Raw genomic sequence first — 19318 nt, 5'->3', positions numbered from 1 at the left:
AGCGCTTCGGGATGAGTTGGCAAAGCGCACTCGCATGCTGGTATCTGCGCAGGCGGTTTCGACCGGAGACGCTCAAGCCTCGCGTCGATGTCGATCGCGCGCGTGCGCTGACCGCGAAGCGCGTGTGGTCGCCGCCGGTGCCGCGTGGCTGGCGTCTGCGGGAAACGTACGGCGAGCACGACGCGCCGTTGCGCGGCGAATGGCTCGAGCGCGCCGATGGCGCGCCCACTGCCGATACGCCCGCAGCCACCGTCCTGTATTGCCACGGCGGCGGCTACTACTTCTGCTCGCCGCGCACGCATCGCTCGATTGCCTTCGGACTGGCGACGCGCGCCAATGCGCGGCTCTTTTCGCTCGATTACCGTCTCGCGCCCGAACATCGCTACCCGGCGGCGCTCGATGACGCGCTCGCGGCCTACCGAGCCTTGATCGCGATGGACACCGCGCCCGCGTCGATCGTCATTGCCGGCGATTCAGCCGGCGGCGGCCTGGCACTCGCCACGCTGGTAGCGTTGCGCGACGCCGGCGATGCGCTGCCGGCGGGCGGCCTGCTGTTCTCCCCATGGACCGATCTGGCCGCGACGGGCGCGAGCATCCACGGCAACGACAGCGTCGATCCGATGTTCTGCGGCGCGGCGATCGCGCGGGCCGCGCAGGTCTATCTCGGCGACAGCCCGGCCACCGATCCTTACGCTTCGCCGGTCTACGCCGACCTTCATGGGCTGCCACCGCTTTTCATGGCTGTGGGCAGCACGGAAGTGCTGCTCGACGATTCGCAACGTATCGCCGACCACGCACGTGCGGCGGGCGTCGACTGCGAATTCGAAGTGTGGAAGAACATGCCGCACGTGTGGCCGATGTTCGTGCCGTTCATTCCGGAAGCGAGCCGGGCGTTGCAGCACGCGGCGGCCTTCGTGCGACGCGCGACGGGCCGCGCCGGCAACGCTGCGCCACGCGAACTCGGTCAGCCGCTCAGGAATCGAGCGTGATCTCGAGATTCTGATATACGGCCTGGATCGTTTCGTTGCCGTACTGCCGTTCCAGCCGCCGCACCGTGAAGTGACCGTGCGCGACTTGCTGGAAGTGGTCGATGAACACCGTATTGACCATTGCCCCCAATACCGCGCCGATCGCCGGAATCGACTTGGCGGCGATCTGCTCGCTCACCTGCACCGAAAAGCGCGCGGCAATCGCGTTGAGCAGGCGCAGCAGCGCCGCGGAGCCATGCGAGCTGAAGCCCTTGGTCGCGATGTCGGACGACGCTTTCGACACCGCCTGGGCGAGCGCGCCGCGCATGAAGAAGTAGCCGAGCTCGGCGTCGTCGTCCTCGCTCGACGTGCCGCCCATGCCGAGCACGGTCAAACACTGCAACTGCGTGTCGATCGACGACAGATCCTCGCCCTCGCTGCGCGCGATGTCGCAGATCGAGCGGAACATCAGCGTGGTGGTGACCGGCAATTCGACCGGCAGCGCGAACACGCCGAATGCGCCGCCGGCCGCCCCGGTGGTCGCCACCGCGAACTTGTGCAGCAGGTTGCTCGGCTTGTCGGGCGCGACCAGCGACCCGGCGTCGCGCCGGCCCAGCGTGCGCAGCGCAATCGACAAACACTTGCGCAATGCCAGTTCGGTCGCGTCCGTGACCTTGGCGTTGGCGAATGCCGGAATTCGCGCCAACAGCTTTTCCAGCGGCGCGCCGACGATGCTCGCCAGCTTCATCGCTAGCGCGGGGCTCTCTAACTGGTGCTTCGCGCGCCGCAGCGCATTCAGGTCCGGTTCGGATAACGGTGATGCGAGCGAACTGGATTGCATGTGCCTCCCTGGCGTCATGTCGTATGGATGGATCGTTGATTGCCGGCGCGAGCGCTCGCGGCGGCGCGTTCCGCTTAGAGCGTGGCACCGTGTTATGATTCACAATCCTTGACGAGTCAACTGTTGCGTCATCAAAAAAATGGCTGTCCATACCACCGCCCACCACTCGAGTGGGCAAGTTCTACCCTTCCGCGAATCCTTGCTAGCGATGCTCGGCATCTCGTTCGTCTCGATGCTCGTTGCGCTCGACCAGACCGTGGTCGGCACCGCGTTGCCCACCATCGTCTCCGAACTCAAGGGCTTCGAGCTGTACGCGTGGGTCGCCACGTCGTATCTGCTGACCTCGGTGATCACCGTGCCGGTTTTCGGGCGCCTCGGCGACTACTACGGGCGCAAGCCGTTCGTGATCGCCTCGATCGTCGTGTTCACCGCGGCGTCCGTGCTGTGCGGCGCGGCCAACAACATGCTGTTTCTGGTGCTCGCGCGCGGCTTGCAGGGCATCGGCGGCGGCATGCTGGTCGGGACCGCGTTCGCCTGCATTCCCGACCTGTTCCCCGACTCCGTCGTGCGCTTGCGCTGGCAGGTATTGATGAGTTCCGCGTTCGGCATTGCCAATGCAGTGGGGCCGTCGCTGGGCGGCTTTCTCACCCAGTACTACGGCTGGCGCTCGGTGTTCTATGTGAATCTGCCGGTCGGGTTGCTGTCGCTGTTCTTCGTCTGGCGCTTCTTGCCGCATCTGCGGCATGTCGAGCATACGGGCAAGATGCGGCTCGACTGGCCAGGTGCCGTGCTGATCGCGGTGGCGCTGGGTTCGCTGCAATTGTTCGTCGAACTGCTGCCGAAACATGGCGTGACCTTGAGCGCGCTGACGTTGCTCGCGCTGAGCGTCGCGTCGGCTTACGCGCTGTGGCAGTGGGAAAAGCGCTGCCCGACCGCGATCCTGCCGGTCGACATGTTCCGCAACCGCAGCCTGGCCGCGCTGTTCACTCTGGCCGTGCTAGGTGGCTTCACGATGTTCTCCCTGCTGTTCTACGCGCCGCTGCTGTTTCAGGGCGGTTTCGGCATGTCGCCGAAAGATGCGGGGCTCGTGATCACGCCGCTGGTCGTCTTCATCACGATTGGCAGTATCGCCAACGGGCGGATCGTGTCGCGCGTGCGCAATCCGAATCTGATGCTGTACCTCGGCTTTGCGCTGGTCGCTCTGGCGTGCCTCGGCGTGGTCGTCGCGACGCGTTCCATGCAGCACTGGGTGCTGATGTCGTTCATGGTGGTGGGCGGCCTGGGGCTGGGTTTCGTGATGCCGAACCTGACCATCTTCGCGCAGCAGACGGCCGGCCGCGAACACCTCGGCATCGCCACGGCGCTGCTGCAATCGCTGCGGATGATCGGCGGGATGATCGGCACGGCGCTGACCGGCACGCTGGTCAGCCATATGTACGCGAGCGGCGTGCGCAGCGCGCTCGACAGCGACAACGCGTCTCACTGGTTTGCCGATCTCGGCGATCCGCAGATTCTGATCAATCGGGACGCGCAAGCGGCGCTGGTCGAACAGTTGACGCATGCTGGCCACAACGGCGCCATGCTGCTGGAAAGCGCGCGCGAGGCGCTGGTCGGCGCGATCCATCTGGGTTTAGCGATGGCGGCGATCATCGCGGTGGTGTCGGTATGGCAATGCCGCCGCGTGCCGCCGATCAAACTGCAGCGCAAGCTGGAACCCGTGGTTCACGCGGACTGATCTCAGCCGCACCGTTTTACTGAGCACATCATGGAAGAACAGGACCGCGTCGCCGTCATGCAGCAATTTGGCCGCACGTATCGGGCGTTCATGTCGGCATTCGAGGCGCAAGTGGGCCACCCATTGCCGCGCTGGCGCATTCTGCTCGCGTTGCACGAGCAGGCGGGCGAATCGTCGCAGAAGCGCCTGGTCGAGCGTCTGCGGGTCGATCCGGGCGCGCTCACACGTCAGTTGAAGGCGCTGGAAGGATTGGGCTGGATTGCGCGCAGCATGGATACGCGCGATAACCGCGTGACCAATGTGCGTCTGACTCAAGCGGGGCGGTCCGCGACCGAGGCGAGCCTGCCGCGCCGCAATGCGTTTTTACATGACACGATGGCCGGGCTGCCGGATGACGCGTTGCGTGCGCTGTCGGGCGCGTTGAAGATGCTCGAAGCAAGGATTGGCGAAGTTGCCGCCACGGCGAGCGCGACGGGTGCGGCGGCGGCCGAGCAGACGGCTGAAGCCGCGGGTCGTGCAGCGCCGCCTCAGTTGTGACTCGGACGCACAACTGGCACGGCGCGGCCGGCCGCGCTGAGGCGTATTAAGCATGACCGGCAAGCCCGCTGAACCGCGAGACTCGCCAAAGCTTGTTTGCCTAACGCGATAAGCCGTGCGTGCCGCGAACGACGCGCCGCATGACCGCACAGCGCCTCACTCGCGGTACCGTCAAAAGAACGTTTCGATTACCTCGGTGACGCGATACGCCGGATCGACCACCAGCACCTGACGCCACTTGTCGAATGTCAGACACGGGTGCGAGATGTCGAACGCGATCATGTCACCCACTTTCAGATCGGCGCCGGCGGGAATCCGCAGATACGCGTGCTGATCCATCAAGCCGAAAATCTCCCAGCCTTCGCTCTGCGCGATGTCGCGCGGCGCGGTGCTCCCCGGACGATAGTGGCGCGACGGCTCCGGCAGGCCCGCGTCGAAAGCGGAGTCGCGCTTACCCAGACCGACGATCGCGCGATCCGGCTCGGGAATCGACTGTACGTAAGCCCACAACTGCAACGCCGGCAGCAATCCCTCGCCCATTTTCTTCGCAACCGGATTGCGCGCGAAAATATCCGTCTGCGCCTTGCGATAGACGCCGACGTCATGCGTCAGATAGCAGCCGGGACGCAGCACGATCTCGACCTTGCCGGTCTCCGACGCCTTCACGAATTCTTCCGCGACCACGTCGTACCACGCTGAACCCGCGCCCGACAAAACCGCCGGCGTGCGCGCGAAACGTCCCTCGTCGACGAGCGCGCGCGTGACCGAGACCGCGCTTTGCAGGAACTCCCGCACTTCGTGCTCTTCCTTGAGCACGCCCTCGTACAACTCGACGCCCGCGAGCTTCAGCACGTCCGGATAACGCGCGATGGCGTCGAGCACCGCATTGCGCTGCGCCGCGTCGCGCACGCCGGTGCGGCCGCCCTGCACGCCGAGTTCGAGCAGCACTTGCAGCGGCTTTTTCAGCGACGTGAAAAACTCGCCCAATTGTTCGACGCCTTCAACAGAATCGACGAGGCAGAAGAACTCGAATTCAGGATCGCTCAGCAATTCGGCGATCATCATCATGTTGCGCCGGCCGACCAGCTGGTTAGCCATCAGGATGCGCGAGACGCCGCCGTGATACGCCGCGCGCACCTGATGCGCGGTGGCGAGCGTGATGCCCCACGCTCCGGTTTCGAGCTGGCGGCGAAACAGTTGCGGCGCCATGGTGGTCTTGCCGTGCGGCGCGAGCTTGACGCCGTATTCCTCGACGAATGCCTGCATCCACTTGAGGTTGTGCTCGATGCGATCGGCGTACAGCACAGCGGCGGGCAGGCTCACGTCTTCATTCAGCAGGTTCCATTCAAGACGCGCTGCGTCCTTGAGCTGGATGCTGGCGCCTGGAACCATGCCCAAGCCCTTGCTGTAAGGATCGATCGTTGCGCCTTGATAGTTTGTAACTTTCATGTCTCCTTGCTCCATCGACCAGATAAATTAAACCGGATTTGACTTTACCATGTTACCGAAAGTACGATGATCGCAGAAATGTTATTTAGTACCAGCGCGGGCGAAGACATGGCGTCAGTCATCGCCGGCCTGCGCGATTCTCCAACACCGGGCAATGAACCTGAGCGCCGAACCGCTAAGCTTCGACATCGTCGCGCGCATCGCCGCATGCGCGCCCGAGCTGCGTTCGGCGGAGCGCAAGGTCGCCGCGCTGATCCTCGACGATCTGACGGGCGCTTCGCGTGCCAGTATTGGCGCGCTCGCCCAGCAGGCCGAGGTCAGCGTCGCGACCGTCACGCGCTTTGCGAAGGCGGTCGGATGCCGCGACGTACGCGAACTGAAGCTGCGGCTCGCGCAGGCGGCCGCGGTCGGTCAACGCTTTTTGCAGCCGAGCGGGCCCGGCGACGCGCCCGAACCGATCGCGACACGTGTGTTCGACGAACTGCAAACGGCATTGGCCCATAACCATCAACTGCTGCGGCAGGCGCCGTTCGGGGACGCGGCAGCCGCGCTGCGCGCAGCGCGCATGATCTACGTGTTCGGCATGGGCGGCGGCTCCACCGCGTTGGCCGATGAGATGCGCTTTCGGCTCGTGCGTCTGGGGCGGCCTGTGGCAACCTATCAGGACGGTCTGCTGCAGCGCATGGTGGCGAGCACCGTATCGCGCGAATGTGTGGTGATCGCGTTATCCACCACCGGGCGTGTGCCCGAGATGGTCGAGAACTGTACGATCGCGCGCAGCTGTGGTGCGACCGTGATCGCGCTGACCGCACCCACCTCGCCCTTGGCCAAGCTCGCTGATTGGGTGATTCCGATCGTCGCGTTCGAGACCGATTTCATTTACAAGCCGTCGTCCTCGCGATACGCGATGATGATGGCGCTCGATGTGCTCGTCACCGAACTTGCCGTCAGTCAGGGTGACGAGAGCCGCGAACTGCTGCGCCGCATGAAGCACGCGCTCGACGCGCACCGTGGCGGCGGCGATCGACAACCGTTAGGAGACTGATCCATGCATTCGCATCCCGAAGCCGCCGATACGCTGATCGTCGGCGCGCAGCTGTATGACGGCACGGGCGCGCCGCCCGTCGAGCGCGACGTGGCGGTCCGCGACGGCCGCATCGTCGCGATCGGCAATCTGTCGAACTGGCTCGCCGAGGAAGTGATCGAAGCCGACGGGCGCGCGCTCGCGCCTGGCTTCATCGACGTGCACACGCATGACGACACGCACGTGATCCGCTCGCCGCAGATGCTGCCGAAGATCACGCAGGGCGTGACCACCGTTATCGTCGGCAATTGCGGGATCAGCGCGTCGCCGGTTGCGCTGAAGGGCGATCCGCCCGATCCCATGAACTTGCTCGGCGAGCGCGACGCGTTTCAGTACCCGACCTTTGCCGAGTACGTGAAGGCGGTGAACGCCGCACGTCCGGCGGTGAACGTCTGTGCATTGATCGGGCACACGGCGTTGCGCAGCAATCAGATGGACCGGCTCGATCGCGCGGCGACGGCACAAGAGATCAACGGCATGCGCAGCCAGCTCGAAGAGGCGTTGGCCAACGGCGCGCTCGGTCTGAGTTCGGGGCTCGCGTACGGGTCGGCGTTCGCCGCGCCGACCGAAGAAGTGATGGCGCTGGCTGAACCGCTCGCTGCCGCCGGCGCGCTATACACGACGCACATGCGCACCGAGTTCGACGCGATTCTCGATGCGATGGACGAGGCATATCGCGTCGGCCGTCATGCGCATGTGCCGGTCGTGATTTCGCATCTGAAGTGCGCGGGGCCGTCGAACTGGGGACGCAGCGAAGAAGTGCTGAAGTCGCTCGAAGGCGCGCGGCGCATGCAGCCGATTGGCTGCGATTGCTATCCGTACAACCGCAGTTCGTCGACGCTCGATCTCAAGCAGGTCACGGGCGATATCGACATCACGATCACCTGGTCGCAGCCGCGTCCGGAGATGGCCGGCAAGCTCCTCAAAGAGATCGCGGCGCAGTGGGGCGTCACGCAGCAGGAAGCGGGCAAGCGTCTGCAACCGGCGGGCGCGGTCTATCACAACATGTCCGAAGACGACGTGCGGCGCATCCTGTCGCATCCGGCGACGATGGTCGGCTCGGACGGCCTGCCGAACGATCCGCTACCGCATCCGCGCTTATGGGGCGCGTTTCCGCGCGTGCTCGGCCATTATGCGCGCGACACCGGTCTGCTGCCGCTCGAAGAGGCGGTGCGCAAGATGACCGGCCTGTCGGCGCGGCGATTCGGGCTCGCGCAGCGTGGTGAAGTCCACATCGGCTACCACGCCGACCTGGTGCTGTTCAGCCCGGACAAAGTGCGCGACGCGGCGACGTTCGACAATCCGCAGCAGGCGGCGCACGGCATCGACGCGGTGTGGGTGAACGGCGTGCTGTCGTATCGCGACGGCGCGGCGACGGGCGAGCGGGCCGGTCACTTCGTCGCGCGCGGCACAGCGTCCAAGGGTGACGCGCACGGCGCGTTCTGATTTTCTAAACGTTGATTGTGGCGCGCGCGGCGCTGGTGCCGAGCGCGCGCCGGACTTTTGAGGAGTGTGACGATGAAGCGTTATGGCGTTGAAGGCGGAAAGGGGACGGGCGGTCAGCACATGCCGTTTGCACGCGCGGTCGAAGCGGACGGCTGGTTATTCGTGTCCGGCCAGGCGCCGATGGAAAACGGCGAGGTGATCAATGGCGGGATCGTCGAGCAATCGCACAAGGCGATTCAGAACGTGTTCGCCATTCTGAAAGAAGCCGGGTATGGCGCCGAGCACGTCGTGCGCTGCGGCGTGTGGCTAGACGATCCGCGTGACTTCGCGTCGTTCAACAAGGTGTTCCGCGAGTACTTCGGCGAGAATCCGCCGGCGCGCGCCTGCGTGGTGTCGTCGATGGTGATCGACTGCAAGGTGGAAGTGGATTGCGTCGCTTATAAGAAGCCGTCGGCTTGATGGGTGGCAGTCGCTGAGGGCAATGTCTTCAGCGACCACTCGATCACCGCTTCATTGCCGGGCCAGACGCATATTGTCCGGCATCGGCAAGTTGTAGTTGGTGCGGAACGGGTTGATGTCCAACCCGCCGCGCCGCGTATAACGCGCATAGACCGCGAGCTTGACCGGCTTGCACGCTCGCATCACGTCGATAAAAATCCGCTCGACACACTGTTCGTGAAAGCCGGTGTGATTGCGGTACGAGATGATGTAGCGCAGCAGGCCCGCGTGGTCGATCTGCGGGCCGACGTAGTGAATCTGCACGCTGCCCCAATCGGGCTGTCCGGTGACCGGGCAGTTGGATTTCAACAGGTTGGAGAACAGCGTTTCCTCTACCGGCGCTTCGTCGTGCGCGGCGCTCAGCAGCGACGGGTCCGGCTGATACACGTCGGCGTCCAGATCCAGCCGATCCAGCGACAAACCGTCGAACTCTTCCATCTGCAGTTTGCCGAACTCGTGCGGCGTCGTGAGGTGAACCGACACGCTCGCGCCGCTCGCCGCGCACACATCGCGTTTGATCGTGTCGCGCACCGCCTCGATGGAGTCGAAAGCCGTCTGCGCGAACGAGCCGAGATAGAGCTTGAACGACTTGGACTCGACGATGTTCGGCGAATCGGCCGGTACGAAGAAAGTTGCCACCGCGATCTGCGGCTTGCCGCGCCTGTTCAGCCAGGAGAGCTCATACGCATTCCAGATGTCCGTGCCGAAAAACGGCAACTGCGCGCCGATGCCGATCGCCTCGCGCGCGGTGTTGCGCGCGATCGGAAACAGCAGGGACGCATCGTATTGTTCCGTGTAAGTGGAGGCTTTACCCAGCGGAGATTGTTCGGGTGTCATGATGCATTCACGATGCCACTCAGCACGTGCCCGGTCGCCGTCACGACGCGGGCCGATTCGCAATGGCCAATTTGGTCGTCGAAGAAAAAATCCGGCTCGAATTCGCGCAGGAACGCGCTCTTGTCGAGGCCGCCGAGGAACATCGCTTCGTCGATTTCGATGTTCCAGGCCATCAGCGTGCGGATCGCGCGCTCGTGCGCGGGCGCCGAGCGCGCCGTCACCAATGCCGTACGAATATGCATCGGCGCGGCCTGGTCCGCCAGTTTTTGCAGCCGGTGCAGCGCTTCGAGCAGCGGCTTCAAGGGACCGTCGGCGAGCGGCAAGTCCTTGTTGTGCGTCTCGTGGCCCACGAACGCGCGCAGGCCGTCCTTCTGGAACACGCGCTCCGCTTCATCGGAAAACAGCACGGCGTCGCCGTCGAACGCGATGCGGATTTCGTCCGGGTACTTGCTCGCCTTTTTCGCCGATTCGGGCAACACGCGCGCGGCGGGAAATCCGGCCGCCAACGCGTCGCGCACGTCGTGCTGATTCGCGGACAGAAACAGCGACGCGTTCAACGGCTTCAGATAACCGAACGGCGCGCGCCCCCGCGTGAAGACGCCGCGCTCGATGGCAAGCCCATGTTCGCGGCACGAATGGAACGCACGCAATCCGCTGATCGGATCGCTGCGCGACAGCAGTACCACTTCGACGCGATGGCCGCCGGCGTTCAAGGCCAGCAGCTTGCGGATCAACGCAAACGCGACGCCGGGTTTGGCCGGCACGTTCAGCCGGTCGCGCTGCAAGGCTTCGTACGCGTGCAGGTCGCCTTGCTCGTACACGCGGTTCTCTTCCTCGAAGTCGAACAGCGCGCGCGAAGAGATTGCCACCACCAGTTTGTCGACGAGCGAAAGAGCCATCTGCGCGTTCGAGTCCTAAGAGATCAGGCGAGGAACAGACGATAGACCGGGTTTTGTGTCTCTTCCCAATTCGGATAGCCGAGCGTCGCGAGAAAGCGGTCGAAGGCGCTGGTCTCGCTCGTGGGCACCTGGATGCCCACGAGTATCGAACTGTAGTCCGCGCCCTGGTTGCGATAGTGGAACAGGCTGATGTTCCAGTTCGGCGCCATCGACGAGAGGAACTTCATCAACGCGCCGGGCCGCTCCGGAAACTCGAAGCGGAAGAGCCGCTCGTCATGCGCGAGCGGCGAGCGCCCGCCCACCATGTAGCGGATGTGCTGCTTCGAGAGTTCGTCGAAGGTGAGGTCGACGGTGGCGAAGCCGTGCGCTTCGAAAGCGCCGGCGATCTGCGCCGACTCGCTGCGGTTCCTGATCTGCACGCCGACGAAGATATGCGCGGAATGCGCATCCGCGATCCGGTAGTTGAACTCGGTGACGCTGCGCGTGCCGACCAGTTCGCAAAAGCGCCGGAAGCTGCCGCGCTCCTCGGGGATCGTCACCGCGAACACCGCTTCGCGCGCCTCGCCGACCTCGGCGCGCTCGGCGACGAAGCGCATGCGGTCGAAGTTCATGTTCGCGCCCGAGGTGATCGCGATCAGCGTCTGGTTCTCGATGCCTTCGCGCTCCGCATACTGCTTGGCGCCCGCTACCGCGAGCGACCCGGCGGGTTCGAGCACGCTGCGGGTGTCCTGGAACACGTCCTTGATCGCCGCGCACAGCGCGTCCGTGTTCACGAGCAGCACGTCGTCCAGATATTCGCTGCACAGCCGGAACGTTTCTTCGCCGACGAGCTTCACCGCCGTGCCGTCCGAAAACAGGCCGACTTCGTTCAGCGTGACGCGCTCGCCTGCCTTCAGCGACGCGGCCATTGCGCACGAATCGTCGGTCTGCACGCCGATCACCTTGATCTCCGGGCGCACCGATTTAACATACGCGGCCACGCCGGCCGCCAGTCCGCCGCCGCCGATCGGCACGAAGATCGCGTGGATGGGGCCCTGATGCTGGCTGAGGATTTCCATCGCGACCGTGCCCTGGCCGGCGATCACGTAGGGGTCGTCGAACGGATGCACGAAGGTCAGGCCGCGCGCTTCCTGCAGTTCCAGCGCGTGGGCATAGGCATCGCTATAGGATTCGCCGAACTGCACCACTTCGACCGTCGGGCCGCCGTGCGCGCGCACGGCGTCGACCTTGACCTGCGGCGTCGTGACCGGCACCACGATGATCGCCTTCACGCCCAGGCGTGCCGCCGACAACGCGACGCCCTGCGCATGATTGCCCGCCGACGCAGTAATCACCCCACGTCCCAGCGCTTCGGCCGGGATATGCGCCATCTTGTTGTACGCGCCGCGCACCTTGAACGAGAACACCGGCTGGTTGTCCTCGCGCTTCAGATAGACGGGATTGCGCAGCCGCGCCGACAGATTCGGCGCGCGTTCCAGTTCGGTCTCGCGGGCCACGTCGTAGACGCGCGCGGTCAGGGTTTTTTTCAGGTAGTCGTGGCAGGCCATGCGAGGGGCGCGATGCGCGTTGGGAGACGGGAAAAGGTCAATGATAGCGCCAACGGTGCGCGCGCTGGCTTCCGCTTGAACGCACGAGCGCTGCCGCAAAGGGTCGCCCGACCGTTCGGTCAGGCAATTCTTCGCAGGCAGGCCGTAAGGCGATTGCGCGCGAAAGCGCGCAAAGCCCCGTCGCCGCGCGGATTGCCGCCGTCAACGCAGGGGGGAATCATGCGGTAGAATTCCGTTTTGGAATAAGGATCGGAAGATGCACTGGCAGCCTCGGATCGCCCACTTGATGCCCGTCTCGCGAGGGTCTTGTCCCGCGGCGCAGCGTCACGTTCGCCACGCACGATCGTGTAGTTATATCTGAGCGCCGCGAAGTGTCCGACGTGGGTAAGGCCGTCGGGCGTGCTTCGCTCCCCTAGAAGATTTCCAGGCATTGCGCCCCGCGCGCACCGTCGGCCGACGCCTCATTAAAAAACGCGCGGTTGACCTACAGAGTCGTCCAAATGAACGCACCTCAAGTTTTCGATCCGCACGGGGCCGCCGCTGTGGTAGCCGCCGATCCCGAAGCGCGCTTGCGCGAAATTCCCTATAACTACACGTCGTTTTCCGACCGCGAAATCGTCATTCGCCTGCTCGGCGACGACGCGTGGACGGTGCTCGCCGAACTGCGCGCCGAACGCCGCACCGGCCGTTCGGCGCGCATGCTGTACGAAGTGCTCGGCGATATCTGGGTCGTGCGCCGCAATCCGTACCTGCAGGACGACCTGCTCGACAATCCGAAGCGTCGCGCGCAACTGATCGAAGCGCTGCATCATCGCCTGTCCGAGATAGAGAAGCGCCGCCGCGCCGATCTCGTCGAACATGGCGACGAAGCGGGCGTGGACCGCGCGGCCCGCGTCGAAACGCTGGTTCAGGCCGCGCGCCGCGCTGTCGACGAGTTCGCGAGCGAATTCCAGAAGACCTACGATTTGCGCCGCCGCGCGACCAAAGTGCTGGGCAAGGTCACGGAAAAGGACAACATCAAGTTCGACGGTTTGTCCCGCGTGTCGCACGTGACCGACGCCACCGACTGGCGCGTCGAATACCCGTTTGTCGTGCTGACGCCGGACAGCGAGGCCGAAATCGCCGGCATGATCAAGGCGTGTTTCGAACTGGGTCTGACCGTGATTCCGCGCGGCGGCGGCACCGGTTACACGGGCGGCGCCGTGCCGCTCACGCCGTTCTCCGCCGTCGTCAATACCGAAAAGCTGGAACAGCTCGGCCCGGTCGAGATGACGGAACTGCCCGGCGTGGATCGCAAGGTCGCAACGATCTTCTCCGGCGCGGGCGTCGTCACGCGCCGCGTGACCGAAGCGGCCGAGCAGGCCGGCTTCGTGTTCGCAGTCGACCCGACTTCGCTCGACGCGTCCTGCGTCGGCGGCAACGTCGCGATGAACGCGGGCGGCAAGAAAGCGGTGTTGTGGGGCACGGCGCTCGACAACCTCGCGTGGTGGCGCATGGTTGACCCGGAAGGCAACTGGCTCGAAGTCACGCGCCTCGATCACAACATGGGCAAGATTCACGACATCGAAGTCGCGCGTTTCCAGCTCACGTGGTTCGACGGCAACTATGCGCCGGGCGAAAAACTGCTGCGCAGCGAGTCGCTCGACATCAAGGGCCGCGTGTTCCGCAAGGAAGGCCTCGGCAAGGACGTCACCGACAAATTCCTCGCCGGCCTGCCGGGCGTGCAGAAGGAAGGCTGCGACGGGCTGATCACCTCCGCGCGCTGGGTACTGCACAAGATGCCCGCGCACACTCGCACCGTGTGCCTCGAATTCTTCGGCCAGGCGCGGGAGGCGATTCCGAGCATCGTTGAAATCAAGGACTACCTGTTCGAGACGTCGCGCCAGGGCGGCGCGATTCTCGCGGGCCTCGAACATCTTGACGAGCGCTACCTGCGCGCGGTCGGCTACGCGACCAAAAGCAAGCGCAACGCGTTTCCGAAGATGGTGTTGATCGGCGATATCGTCGGCAACGACGCGGACGCGGTCGCGCAGGCCACCTCGGAAGTCGTGCGGATGGCCAACGGCAAGAGCGGCGAAGGTTTCGTCGCGGTCAACGCCGAGGCGAGGAAGCGCTTCTGGCTCGACCGCAGCCGCACGGCCGCGATCGCAAAGCACACCAACGCGTTCAAGATCAACGAAGACGTGGTGATCCCGCTTGACCGCATGGGCGAGTACACGGACGGCATCGAGCGCATCAACATCGAACTCTCGATCAAGAACAAGCTGCAACTGGTCGACGCGCTCGAAGCATTCTTCAAGGGCGGCAAGCTGCCGCTCGGCAAGAGCGACGACGCCAACGAAATCCCCAGCGCCGAACTGCTCGAAGACCGCGTGCAACAGGCGCTCGATCTGCTCGCCCGCGTGCGCACGCGCTGGGAATTCCTGCGCGACCGGCTCGACCTGTCGGTGCGCGAGGCGCAGCACTATCTGGTCGGGCTCGGCTACGAAGCGCTGGCGGAAAAGTTCGCCGACCGCGCCGATCAGCAACCCGACGCGAGCGTGTTCCACATCACGCAGGACCGCACGATCCGCGTGTCGTGGAAGCAGGAAATCCGCGCCGAGCTGCGGCAGATTTTCAACGGCGGCGAGTTCAAGCCGATCCTCGAAGAAGCCCAGGCGATCCACAAGAAGGTGCTGCGCGGCCGCGTGTTCGTCGCACTGCACATGCACGCGGGCGACGGCAACGTGCACACCAACCTGCCGGTCAACTCGGACAACTACGAGATGCTTCAGGACGCGCACAGCGCGGTCGCGCGCATCATGAAGTTGGCGCGTTCGCTCGACGGCGTGATTTCCGGCGAGCACGGCATCGGCATCACCAAGCTCGAATTCCTGACCGACGACGAGATCGGCGAATTCCGCGCGTACAAGCAGCGCGTCGATCCGCATGGCCGCTTCAACGCGGGCAAGCTGCTCGAAGGCGCGGATCTGCGCAACGCGTATACGCCAAGCTTCGGCCTGATGGGGTACGAATCGCTGATCATGCAACAGTCCGACATCGGCGCGATTTCCGAGTCGATCAAGGACTGCTTGCGCTGCGGCAAGTGCAAGCCGGTCTGCGCGACCCACGTGCCGCGCGCGAACCTGCTGTACAGCCCGCGCAACAAGATTCTCGCCACCTCGCTGCTGGTCGAGGCGTTCCTCTACGAAGAGCAGACGCGCCGCGGCGTGTCGATCAAGCATTGGGACGAGTTCAACGATGTCGCCGATCACTGCACCGTTTGCCACAAATGCGTGACGCCGTGCCCGGTGAAGATCGACTTCGGCGACGTCACGATGAACATGCGCAACCTGCTGCGCAAGATGGGCAAGAAGAAGTTCAACCCGGGCAATGCGGCGGGCATGTTCTTCCTGAACGCCACCAATCCGCAGACCATCAACCTCGCGCGCACCGCGATGATGGGCGTCGGCTACAAGGCGCAGCGTCTCGGCAACGAACTGCTGAAGAAGTTCACCAGGAAGCAGACCGCGCGTCCGCCGGCGACGGTCGGCAAGCCCGCGGTCACGCAGCAGGTGATTCACTTCATGAACAAGAAGATGCCGGGCAATCTGCCGAAGAAAACCGCGCGCGCGTTGCTCGATATCGAAGACAACAAGATCGTGCCGATCATCCGCAATCCGAAGACGACCACCGCCGACACGGAAGCGGTGTTCTACTTCCCGGGCTGCGGCTCAGAGCGGCTTTTCTCGCAGGTCGGTCTCGCGACTCAGGCGATGCTGTGGGAAGCGGGCGTGCAAACCGTGCTGCCGCCGGGCTACCTGTGCTGCGGCTATCCGCAACGCGGCTCGGGCCAGTACGACAAGGCCGAGCAGATCGTCACGGATAATCGCGTGCTGTTCCACCGCGTCGCCAATACGCTGAACTATCTGGACATCAAGACGGTGGTGGTGTCGTGCGGCACGTGTTACGACCAGCTCGCCGGCTATGAATTCGAGAAGATCTTCCCGGGCTGCCGGATCATCGACATCCACGAGTACCTGCTGGAAAAAGGCATCAAGCTCGACGGCGTGAACGGCGTGCGCTACATGTACCACGACCCGTGCCACTCGCCGATCAAGACGATGGACCCGGTCAAGCTGGTCAATCAGCTGATGGGTTCGGAGAAAGACGGCTACAAGATCGAGAAGAACGATCGTTGCTGCGGCGAATCAGGGACGCTGGCGGTCACGCGCCCCGATATTTCGACGCAAGTCCGCTTCCGCAAGGAAGAAGAGATGCGCAAGGGCGCGGCCAGGCTGCGCGGCATTGCGCCGGGCGGCAATGCCTTCGTGGCGGAAGCCGGCGCGAATGCCGTCAATTCGGCCAATGCATCGGCCGGTGCGGCGGGTGCGCCGAACGGCTCCGTGCTCAAGGCCGGCGACGGCCCGGCACCCAACGGCGCCACCGACGTGAAGATTCTCACGAGCTGCCCGTCCTGCCTGCAAGGGCTGTCGCGCTACAACGAGGACACCAACACCGAGGCGGACTATATCGTCGTCGAGATGGCGCGCCACGTGTTGGGCGAAGAATGGATGGCGGACTACGTCCAACGGGCGAACAATGGCGGAATCGAGCGCGTGCTGGTTTAATGGCACGACTGACGATTTTTGCCCGAGGACGACGATGGACTGCGTTTTTTGCCGTGAAGATGGCGGCGACGTGCTGTGGCAGGACGACACCTTGCGTGTCGTGCTCGCCGACGAACACGATTACCCGGGCCTTTGCCGGGTGGTCTGGAACAGGCACGTCGCCGAGTTTTCCGATCTCGCCGCCGACGAGCGCGATCGCGTGATGAAGGCCGTGTATGCGGTCGAGCGCGCGATCCGGCGCATCATGCAGCCGGCCAAGGTGAATCTGGCGAGCCTCGGCAATCAGGTGCCGCATGTGCACTGGCATGTCATTCCGCGTTTTTCGAACGACGCGCATTTTCCGCTGCCCATCTGGGCGCCGCGCCAGCGCACGGTGTCCGAAGCGATGCTGTCCTCGCGCCGCGCGCACGCCACGTTGCTGCGCGAAGCGGTGCGGCAGGAAATCGAACCCGCGCTTAGCTGAGCGCCGTCCAACCTGTCGCTTCGCGCGAGCGGTCCCCGAGCGGACGACGAGCTGAAGCGGCCCAGCATTTTCCGATGAGGCCATCATGAGCGGATTGACCCCCGAGACCCCGGTGCCGACCGGCGTGGTCGTGCATTCCAAATCGCGCGTGCTCGAATTGCAGTACGCAAGCGGCGAATCGTATCGCGTGCCGTTCGAATTGCTGCGCGTGTATTCGCCGTCGGCGGAAGTGCAGGGCCACGGTCCCGGCCAGCAAACCCTGCAGACGGGCAAGCGCGACGTGACGATCACGGCGATCGAAGGCGTCGGCAACTATGCGCTGCAGCCCACCTTCTCGGATGGGCACGCCACCGGCATCTATTCGTGGGACCTGCTGTATGACATGGCGGTCCGCCAGGATGAACTTTGGCGCGACTACCTCGCCAAACTCGAAGCGGCCGGCGTTGACCGCGATGCGCCGATGGCGCCATCGGGCGCTGCGCACGGACACTGTCACTGATACGATTCGCTCCGATCGCCGCGCAGTGCGGCTCAACATTCCAGAACACGCGAAAGGACGAGCGCGATGAGCAAAACCCACTTCGGCTTTCAATCGGTCGACGAACAGGAAAAGGCGCAGAAGGTGGCGGGCGTGTTCCACTCCGTTGCCGCCAACTACGACTTGATGAACGACCTGATGTCGGGCGGGTTGCACCGGGCGTGGAAAATGTTCACGATCGCCCAGGCGAACGTGCGGCCGGGCTACAAGGTGCTGGACATTGCGGGCGGCACGGGCGACCTGTCGAAAGCGTTCGCGAAACAGGCGGGCGAGACCGGGGAAGTGTGGCACACGGACATCAACGAATCGATGCTGCGGGTGGGCCGCGACCGCCTGCTGGACAAAGGCGTCATTACTCCGGCGCTGTTATGCGACGCGGAGAAAATTCCATTTCCGGACAATTACTTCGATGTGGTCACCGTGGCATTCGGCTTGCGCAACATGACGCATAAAGACGTCGCACTGGCGGAAATGCGGCGCGTGCTGAAACCGGCGGGCCGGCTGCTCGTGCTGGAATTTTCGAAGGTATGGGATCCGCTCAAGAAGGTCTACGATGTGTATTCGTTCAAGGTGCTGCCGTGGCTCGGCCAACGCTTTGCCAAAGACGCCGAAAGCTATCAGTACCTGGCGGAATCCATCCGGATGCATCCCGATCAGGAAACCTTGAAAACAATGATGGAACAAGCGGGCCTGGACGGCGTCAAATATTACAATTTGTCAGCTGGCGTGGTAGCTTTACATGTGGGGACCAAATACTAGGGTCCCCAACCCATCGTTTTTAAAGGAAAGTACGCAAATGTCCGATTCGAATGTGTTATCTCCCCGTAAGGTTGGGCGGTCTTTGGTGAGAAGAATCGGACTGATCGCGATGGTCGGTCTGATCATGGCCGGCTCTCTCGCCTCGCTCGATGCGGAAGCTCGCCGCATGGGCGGTGGCCGCAGCTTCGGCCGTCAGTCGAACACTGTTCAGCAGCAGCATCAGGCGACGCCGTCGCAGCCTTCCCAAACCAGTCAGGCCACGCAGCAGCGCGCGCAACCGGCGCCCGCGCCGACGCCGGCTGCGCCGAACCGCAACCGCTGGCTGGGTCCGATCGCCGGTCTGGCTGCAGGTCTGGGCATCGCGGCCCTGCTGTCGCACTTCGGCCTGGGCGAGGCGTTCGCCGGCATGATGGCTAACGTGATCATTATTGCGTTGATCGCGATGGTCATCATCTGGCTGATCCGCCGCTTTACGGGCCGCAAGCGCGGTACGGCGCAACCCGCGTATGCGGGGTCTTCGCCTACGCTGAACTCGGGTAGCACCGGCTACATTCAGGAACCGCGTTACAGCGCGCCGCCCACCGGCTCGTACCTCGAGCCGCAGGGCAACCCCCTGGCCACGCCAACCATCAATCCCACGCCTGTCGTCCCGGCCGGATTCGATTCGGACGCATTCCTGCGCAACGCCAAGGTGTACTTCGTGCGCCTGCAAGCCGCGTGGGACGTGGGCAATATCGACGATATCCGTCAATTCACCACGCCGGAAATGTTCGCCGAAGTACGCGTCGATCTTGCGTCGCGCGGCACGCAGTCCAATCAGACCGACGTCGTGCAACTGAACGCCGAATTGCTGGGCGTGGAAGAGCGCGCGGACGAATACTTCGCGAGCGTGCGCTTTTCGGGTTTGATTCGCGAAGCGCCGGGCGCGGCGGCCGAGCCGTTCGTTGAGGTCTGGAACCTGTCGAAAGCGAACCGCCCCGGCGAAGGCTGGCTGCTTGCCGGCATCCAGCAAGTGGCGCAGCACTGAGCCGGGAACGGCTAAGAGACCCAGAGAAGGGCGGGAAGCTTCGGCACGCGCAGTCGATCCGGCGTGTGCCGTTTATGCGC

16 protein-coding genes are annotated in these 19318 nt (G+C 64.2%); 11 read left to right on the top strand and 5 right to left on the bottom strand.

All coding sequences use genetic code 11. The features are described from left to right. Window positions 1–11: 11 nt before the first annotated feature. Entirely contained in the window at window positions 12–989 is a 978-nt protein-coding gene (locus tag ABQJ48_RS16365; RefSeq protein ID WP_367839052.1) for an alpha/beta hydrolase, read from the top strand. Here the strand turns inward: ABQJ48_RS16365 and ABQJ48_RS16360 are convergent. After that, the gene (locus ABQJ48_RS16360; RefSeq protein ID WP_367839051.1) at window positions 973–1809 is read right to left on the bottom strand and encodes an EcsC family protein; all 837 of its coding nucleotides are present in this window, start codon (window positions 1807–1809) and stop codon (window positions 973–975) included. The two genes, ABQJ48_RS16365 and ABQJ48_RS16360, sit on opposite strands and share 17 nt — an antisense overlap. 139 nt (window positions 1810–1948) lie before the next feature. On the opposite strand from ABQJ48_RS16360, the gene ABQJ48_RS16355 reads away from it, so the two are divergent. Then, window positions 1949–3544, top strand: a complete 1596-nt coding sequence (locus ABQJ48_RS16355) for an MDR family MFS transporter (protein ID WP_367839050.1) — start codon at window positions 1949–1951, stop codon at window positions 3542–3544. A 30-nt stretch (window positions 3545–3574) separates the two neighbouring features. Next, a complete protein-coding gene (locus ABQJ48_RS16350) occupies window positions 3575–4081 on the top strand; it encodes a MarR family winged helix-turn-helix transcriptional regulator (RefSeq protein ID WP_367839049.1) in 507 nt (168 codons plus the stop codon). A gap of 171 nt (window positions 4082–4252) precedes the next feature. On the opposite strand, the gene ABQJ48_RS16345 is transcribed toward ABQJ48_RS16350, so the two are convergent. Then, window positions 4253–5530, bottom strand: coding sequence for an amino acid deaminase (locus tag ABQJ48_RS16345; RefSeq protein ID WP_367839048.1), 1278 nt, complete (start codon window positions 5528–5530; stop codon window positions 4253–4255). A gap of 154 nt (window positions 5531–5684) precedes the next feature. On the opposite strand from ABQJ48_RS16345, the gene ABQJ48_RS16340 reads away from it, so the two are divergent. The 3 genes from ABQJ48_RS16340 to ABQJ48_RS16330 all read left to right on the top strand — a co-directional run bounded on the left by ABQJ48_RS16340 (window position 5685) and on the right by ABQJ48_RS16330 (window position 8519). Beyond that, window positions 5685–6575: a MurR/RpiR family transcriptional regulator gene (locus ABQJ48_RS16340; RefSeq protein ID WP_367839047.1), complete on the top strand. Its 891-nt coding sequence runs from the start codon at window positions 5685–5687 to the stop codon at window positions 6573–6575. A gap of 3 nt (window positions 6576–6578) precedes the next feature. Then, the gene (locus ABQJ48_RS16335; RefSeq protein WP_367839046.1) at window positions 6579–8060 is read left to right on the top strand and encodes an N-acyl-D-amino-acid deacylase family protein; all 1482 of its coding nucleotides are present in this window, start codon (window positions 6579–6581) and stop codon (window positions 8058–8060) included. A gap of 72 nt (window positions 8061–8132) precedes the next feature. After that, on the top strand, window positions 8133–8519 hold the full coding sequence (locus tag ABQJ48_RS16330) for a RidA family protein (RefSeq protein ID WP_367839045.1): 387 nt from the start codon (window positions 8133–8135) through the stop codon (window positions 8517–8519). A gap of 51 nt (window positions 8520–8570) precedes the next feature. Here the strand turns inward: ABQJ48_RS16330 and queF are convergent, their stop codons facing one another. From queF to ilvA, 3 genes are read right to left on the bottom strand one after another with little or no spacing between them, the layout of a single operon-like run. Beyond that, complete coding sequence (queF, locus tag ABQJ48_RS16325) at window positions 8571–9395, bottom strand: NADPH-dependent 7-cyano-7-deazaguanine reductase QueF (RefSeq protein ID WP_367839044.1); 825 nt, start codon at window positions 9393–9395, stop codon at window positions 8571–8573. Beyond that, window positions 9392–10294, bottom strand: a complete 903-nt coding sequence (locus ABQJ48_RS16320; protein ID WP_367839043.1) for a 5'-nucleotidase — start codon at window positions 10292–10294, stop codon at window positions 9392–9394. The genes queF and ABQJ48_RS16320 overlap by 4 nt, the downstream gene beginning before the upstream one ends. A 23-nt stretch (window positions 10295–10317) precedes the next feature. Next, the gene (gene ilvA / locus ABQJ48_RS16315; RefSeq protein WP_367839042.1) at window positions 10318–11841 is read right to left on the bottom strand and encodes a threonine ammonia-lyase, biosynthetic; all 1524 of its coding nucleotides are present in this window, start codon (window positions 11839–11841) and stop codon (window positions 10318–10320) included. Window positions 11842–12341: 500 nt separating this feature from the next. On the opposite strand from ilvA, the gene ABQJ48_RS16310 reads away from it, so the two are divergent. From ABQJ48_RS16310 to ABQJ48_RS16290, 5 genes are all read left to right on the top strand, one after another. Next, window positions 12342–16451 carry a DUF3683 domain-containing protein gene (locus ABQJ48_RS16310; RefSeq protein ID WP_367839041.1) on the top strand — a complete coding sequence of 1370 codons (4110 nt, stop codon included), beginning with the start codon at window positions 12342–12344 and terminating at the stop codon, window positions 16449–16451. Between the two features lie 34 nt (window positions 16452–16485). Then, a complete protein-coding gene (locus tag ABQJ48_RS16305; protein ID WP_367839040.1) occupies window positions 16486–16914 on the top strand; it encodes an HIT family protein in 429 nt (142 codons plus the stop codon). Between the two features lie 85 nt (window positions 16915–16999). Continuing rightward, complete coding sequence (locus ABQJ48_RS16300) at window positions 17000–17413, top strand: gamma-butyrobetaine hydroxylase family protein (RefSeq protein WP_367839039.1); 414 nt, start codon at window positions 17000–17002, stop codon at window positions 17411–17413. Between the two features lie 66 nt (window positions 17414–17479). Beyond that, window positions 17480–18211 (top strand): bifunctional demethylmenaquinone methyltransferase/2-methoxy-6-polyprenyl-1,4-benzoquinol methylase UbiE, encoded by a 732-nt coding sequence (ubiE, locus tag ABQJ48_RS16295; RefSeq protein ID WP_367839038.1) that lies wholly within the window; start codon window positions 17480–17482, stop codon window positions 18209–18211. A 37-nt stretch (window positions 18212–18248) separates the two neighbouring features. Next, window positions 18249–19238: a Tim44 domain-containing protein gene (locus tag ABQJ48_RS16290; protein ID WP_367839037.1), complete on the top strand. Its 990-nt coding sequence runs from the start codon at window positions 18249–18251 to the stop codon at window positions 19236–19238. Window positions 19239–19318 lie beyond the last annotated feature (80 nt).

The sequence above is a fragment of the Paraburkholderia suaedae genome (assembly GCF_040812055.1).
GTDB lineage: Bacteria > Pseudomonadota > Gammaproteobacteria > Burkholderiales > Burkholderiaceae > Paraburkholderia.
The sequence above is the reverse complement of the archived record's forward strand: the minus strand, read 5'-3'. Positions and strand labels throughout refer to the sequence as shown.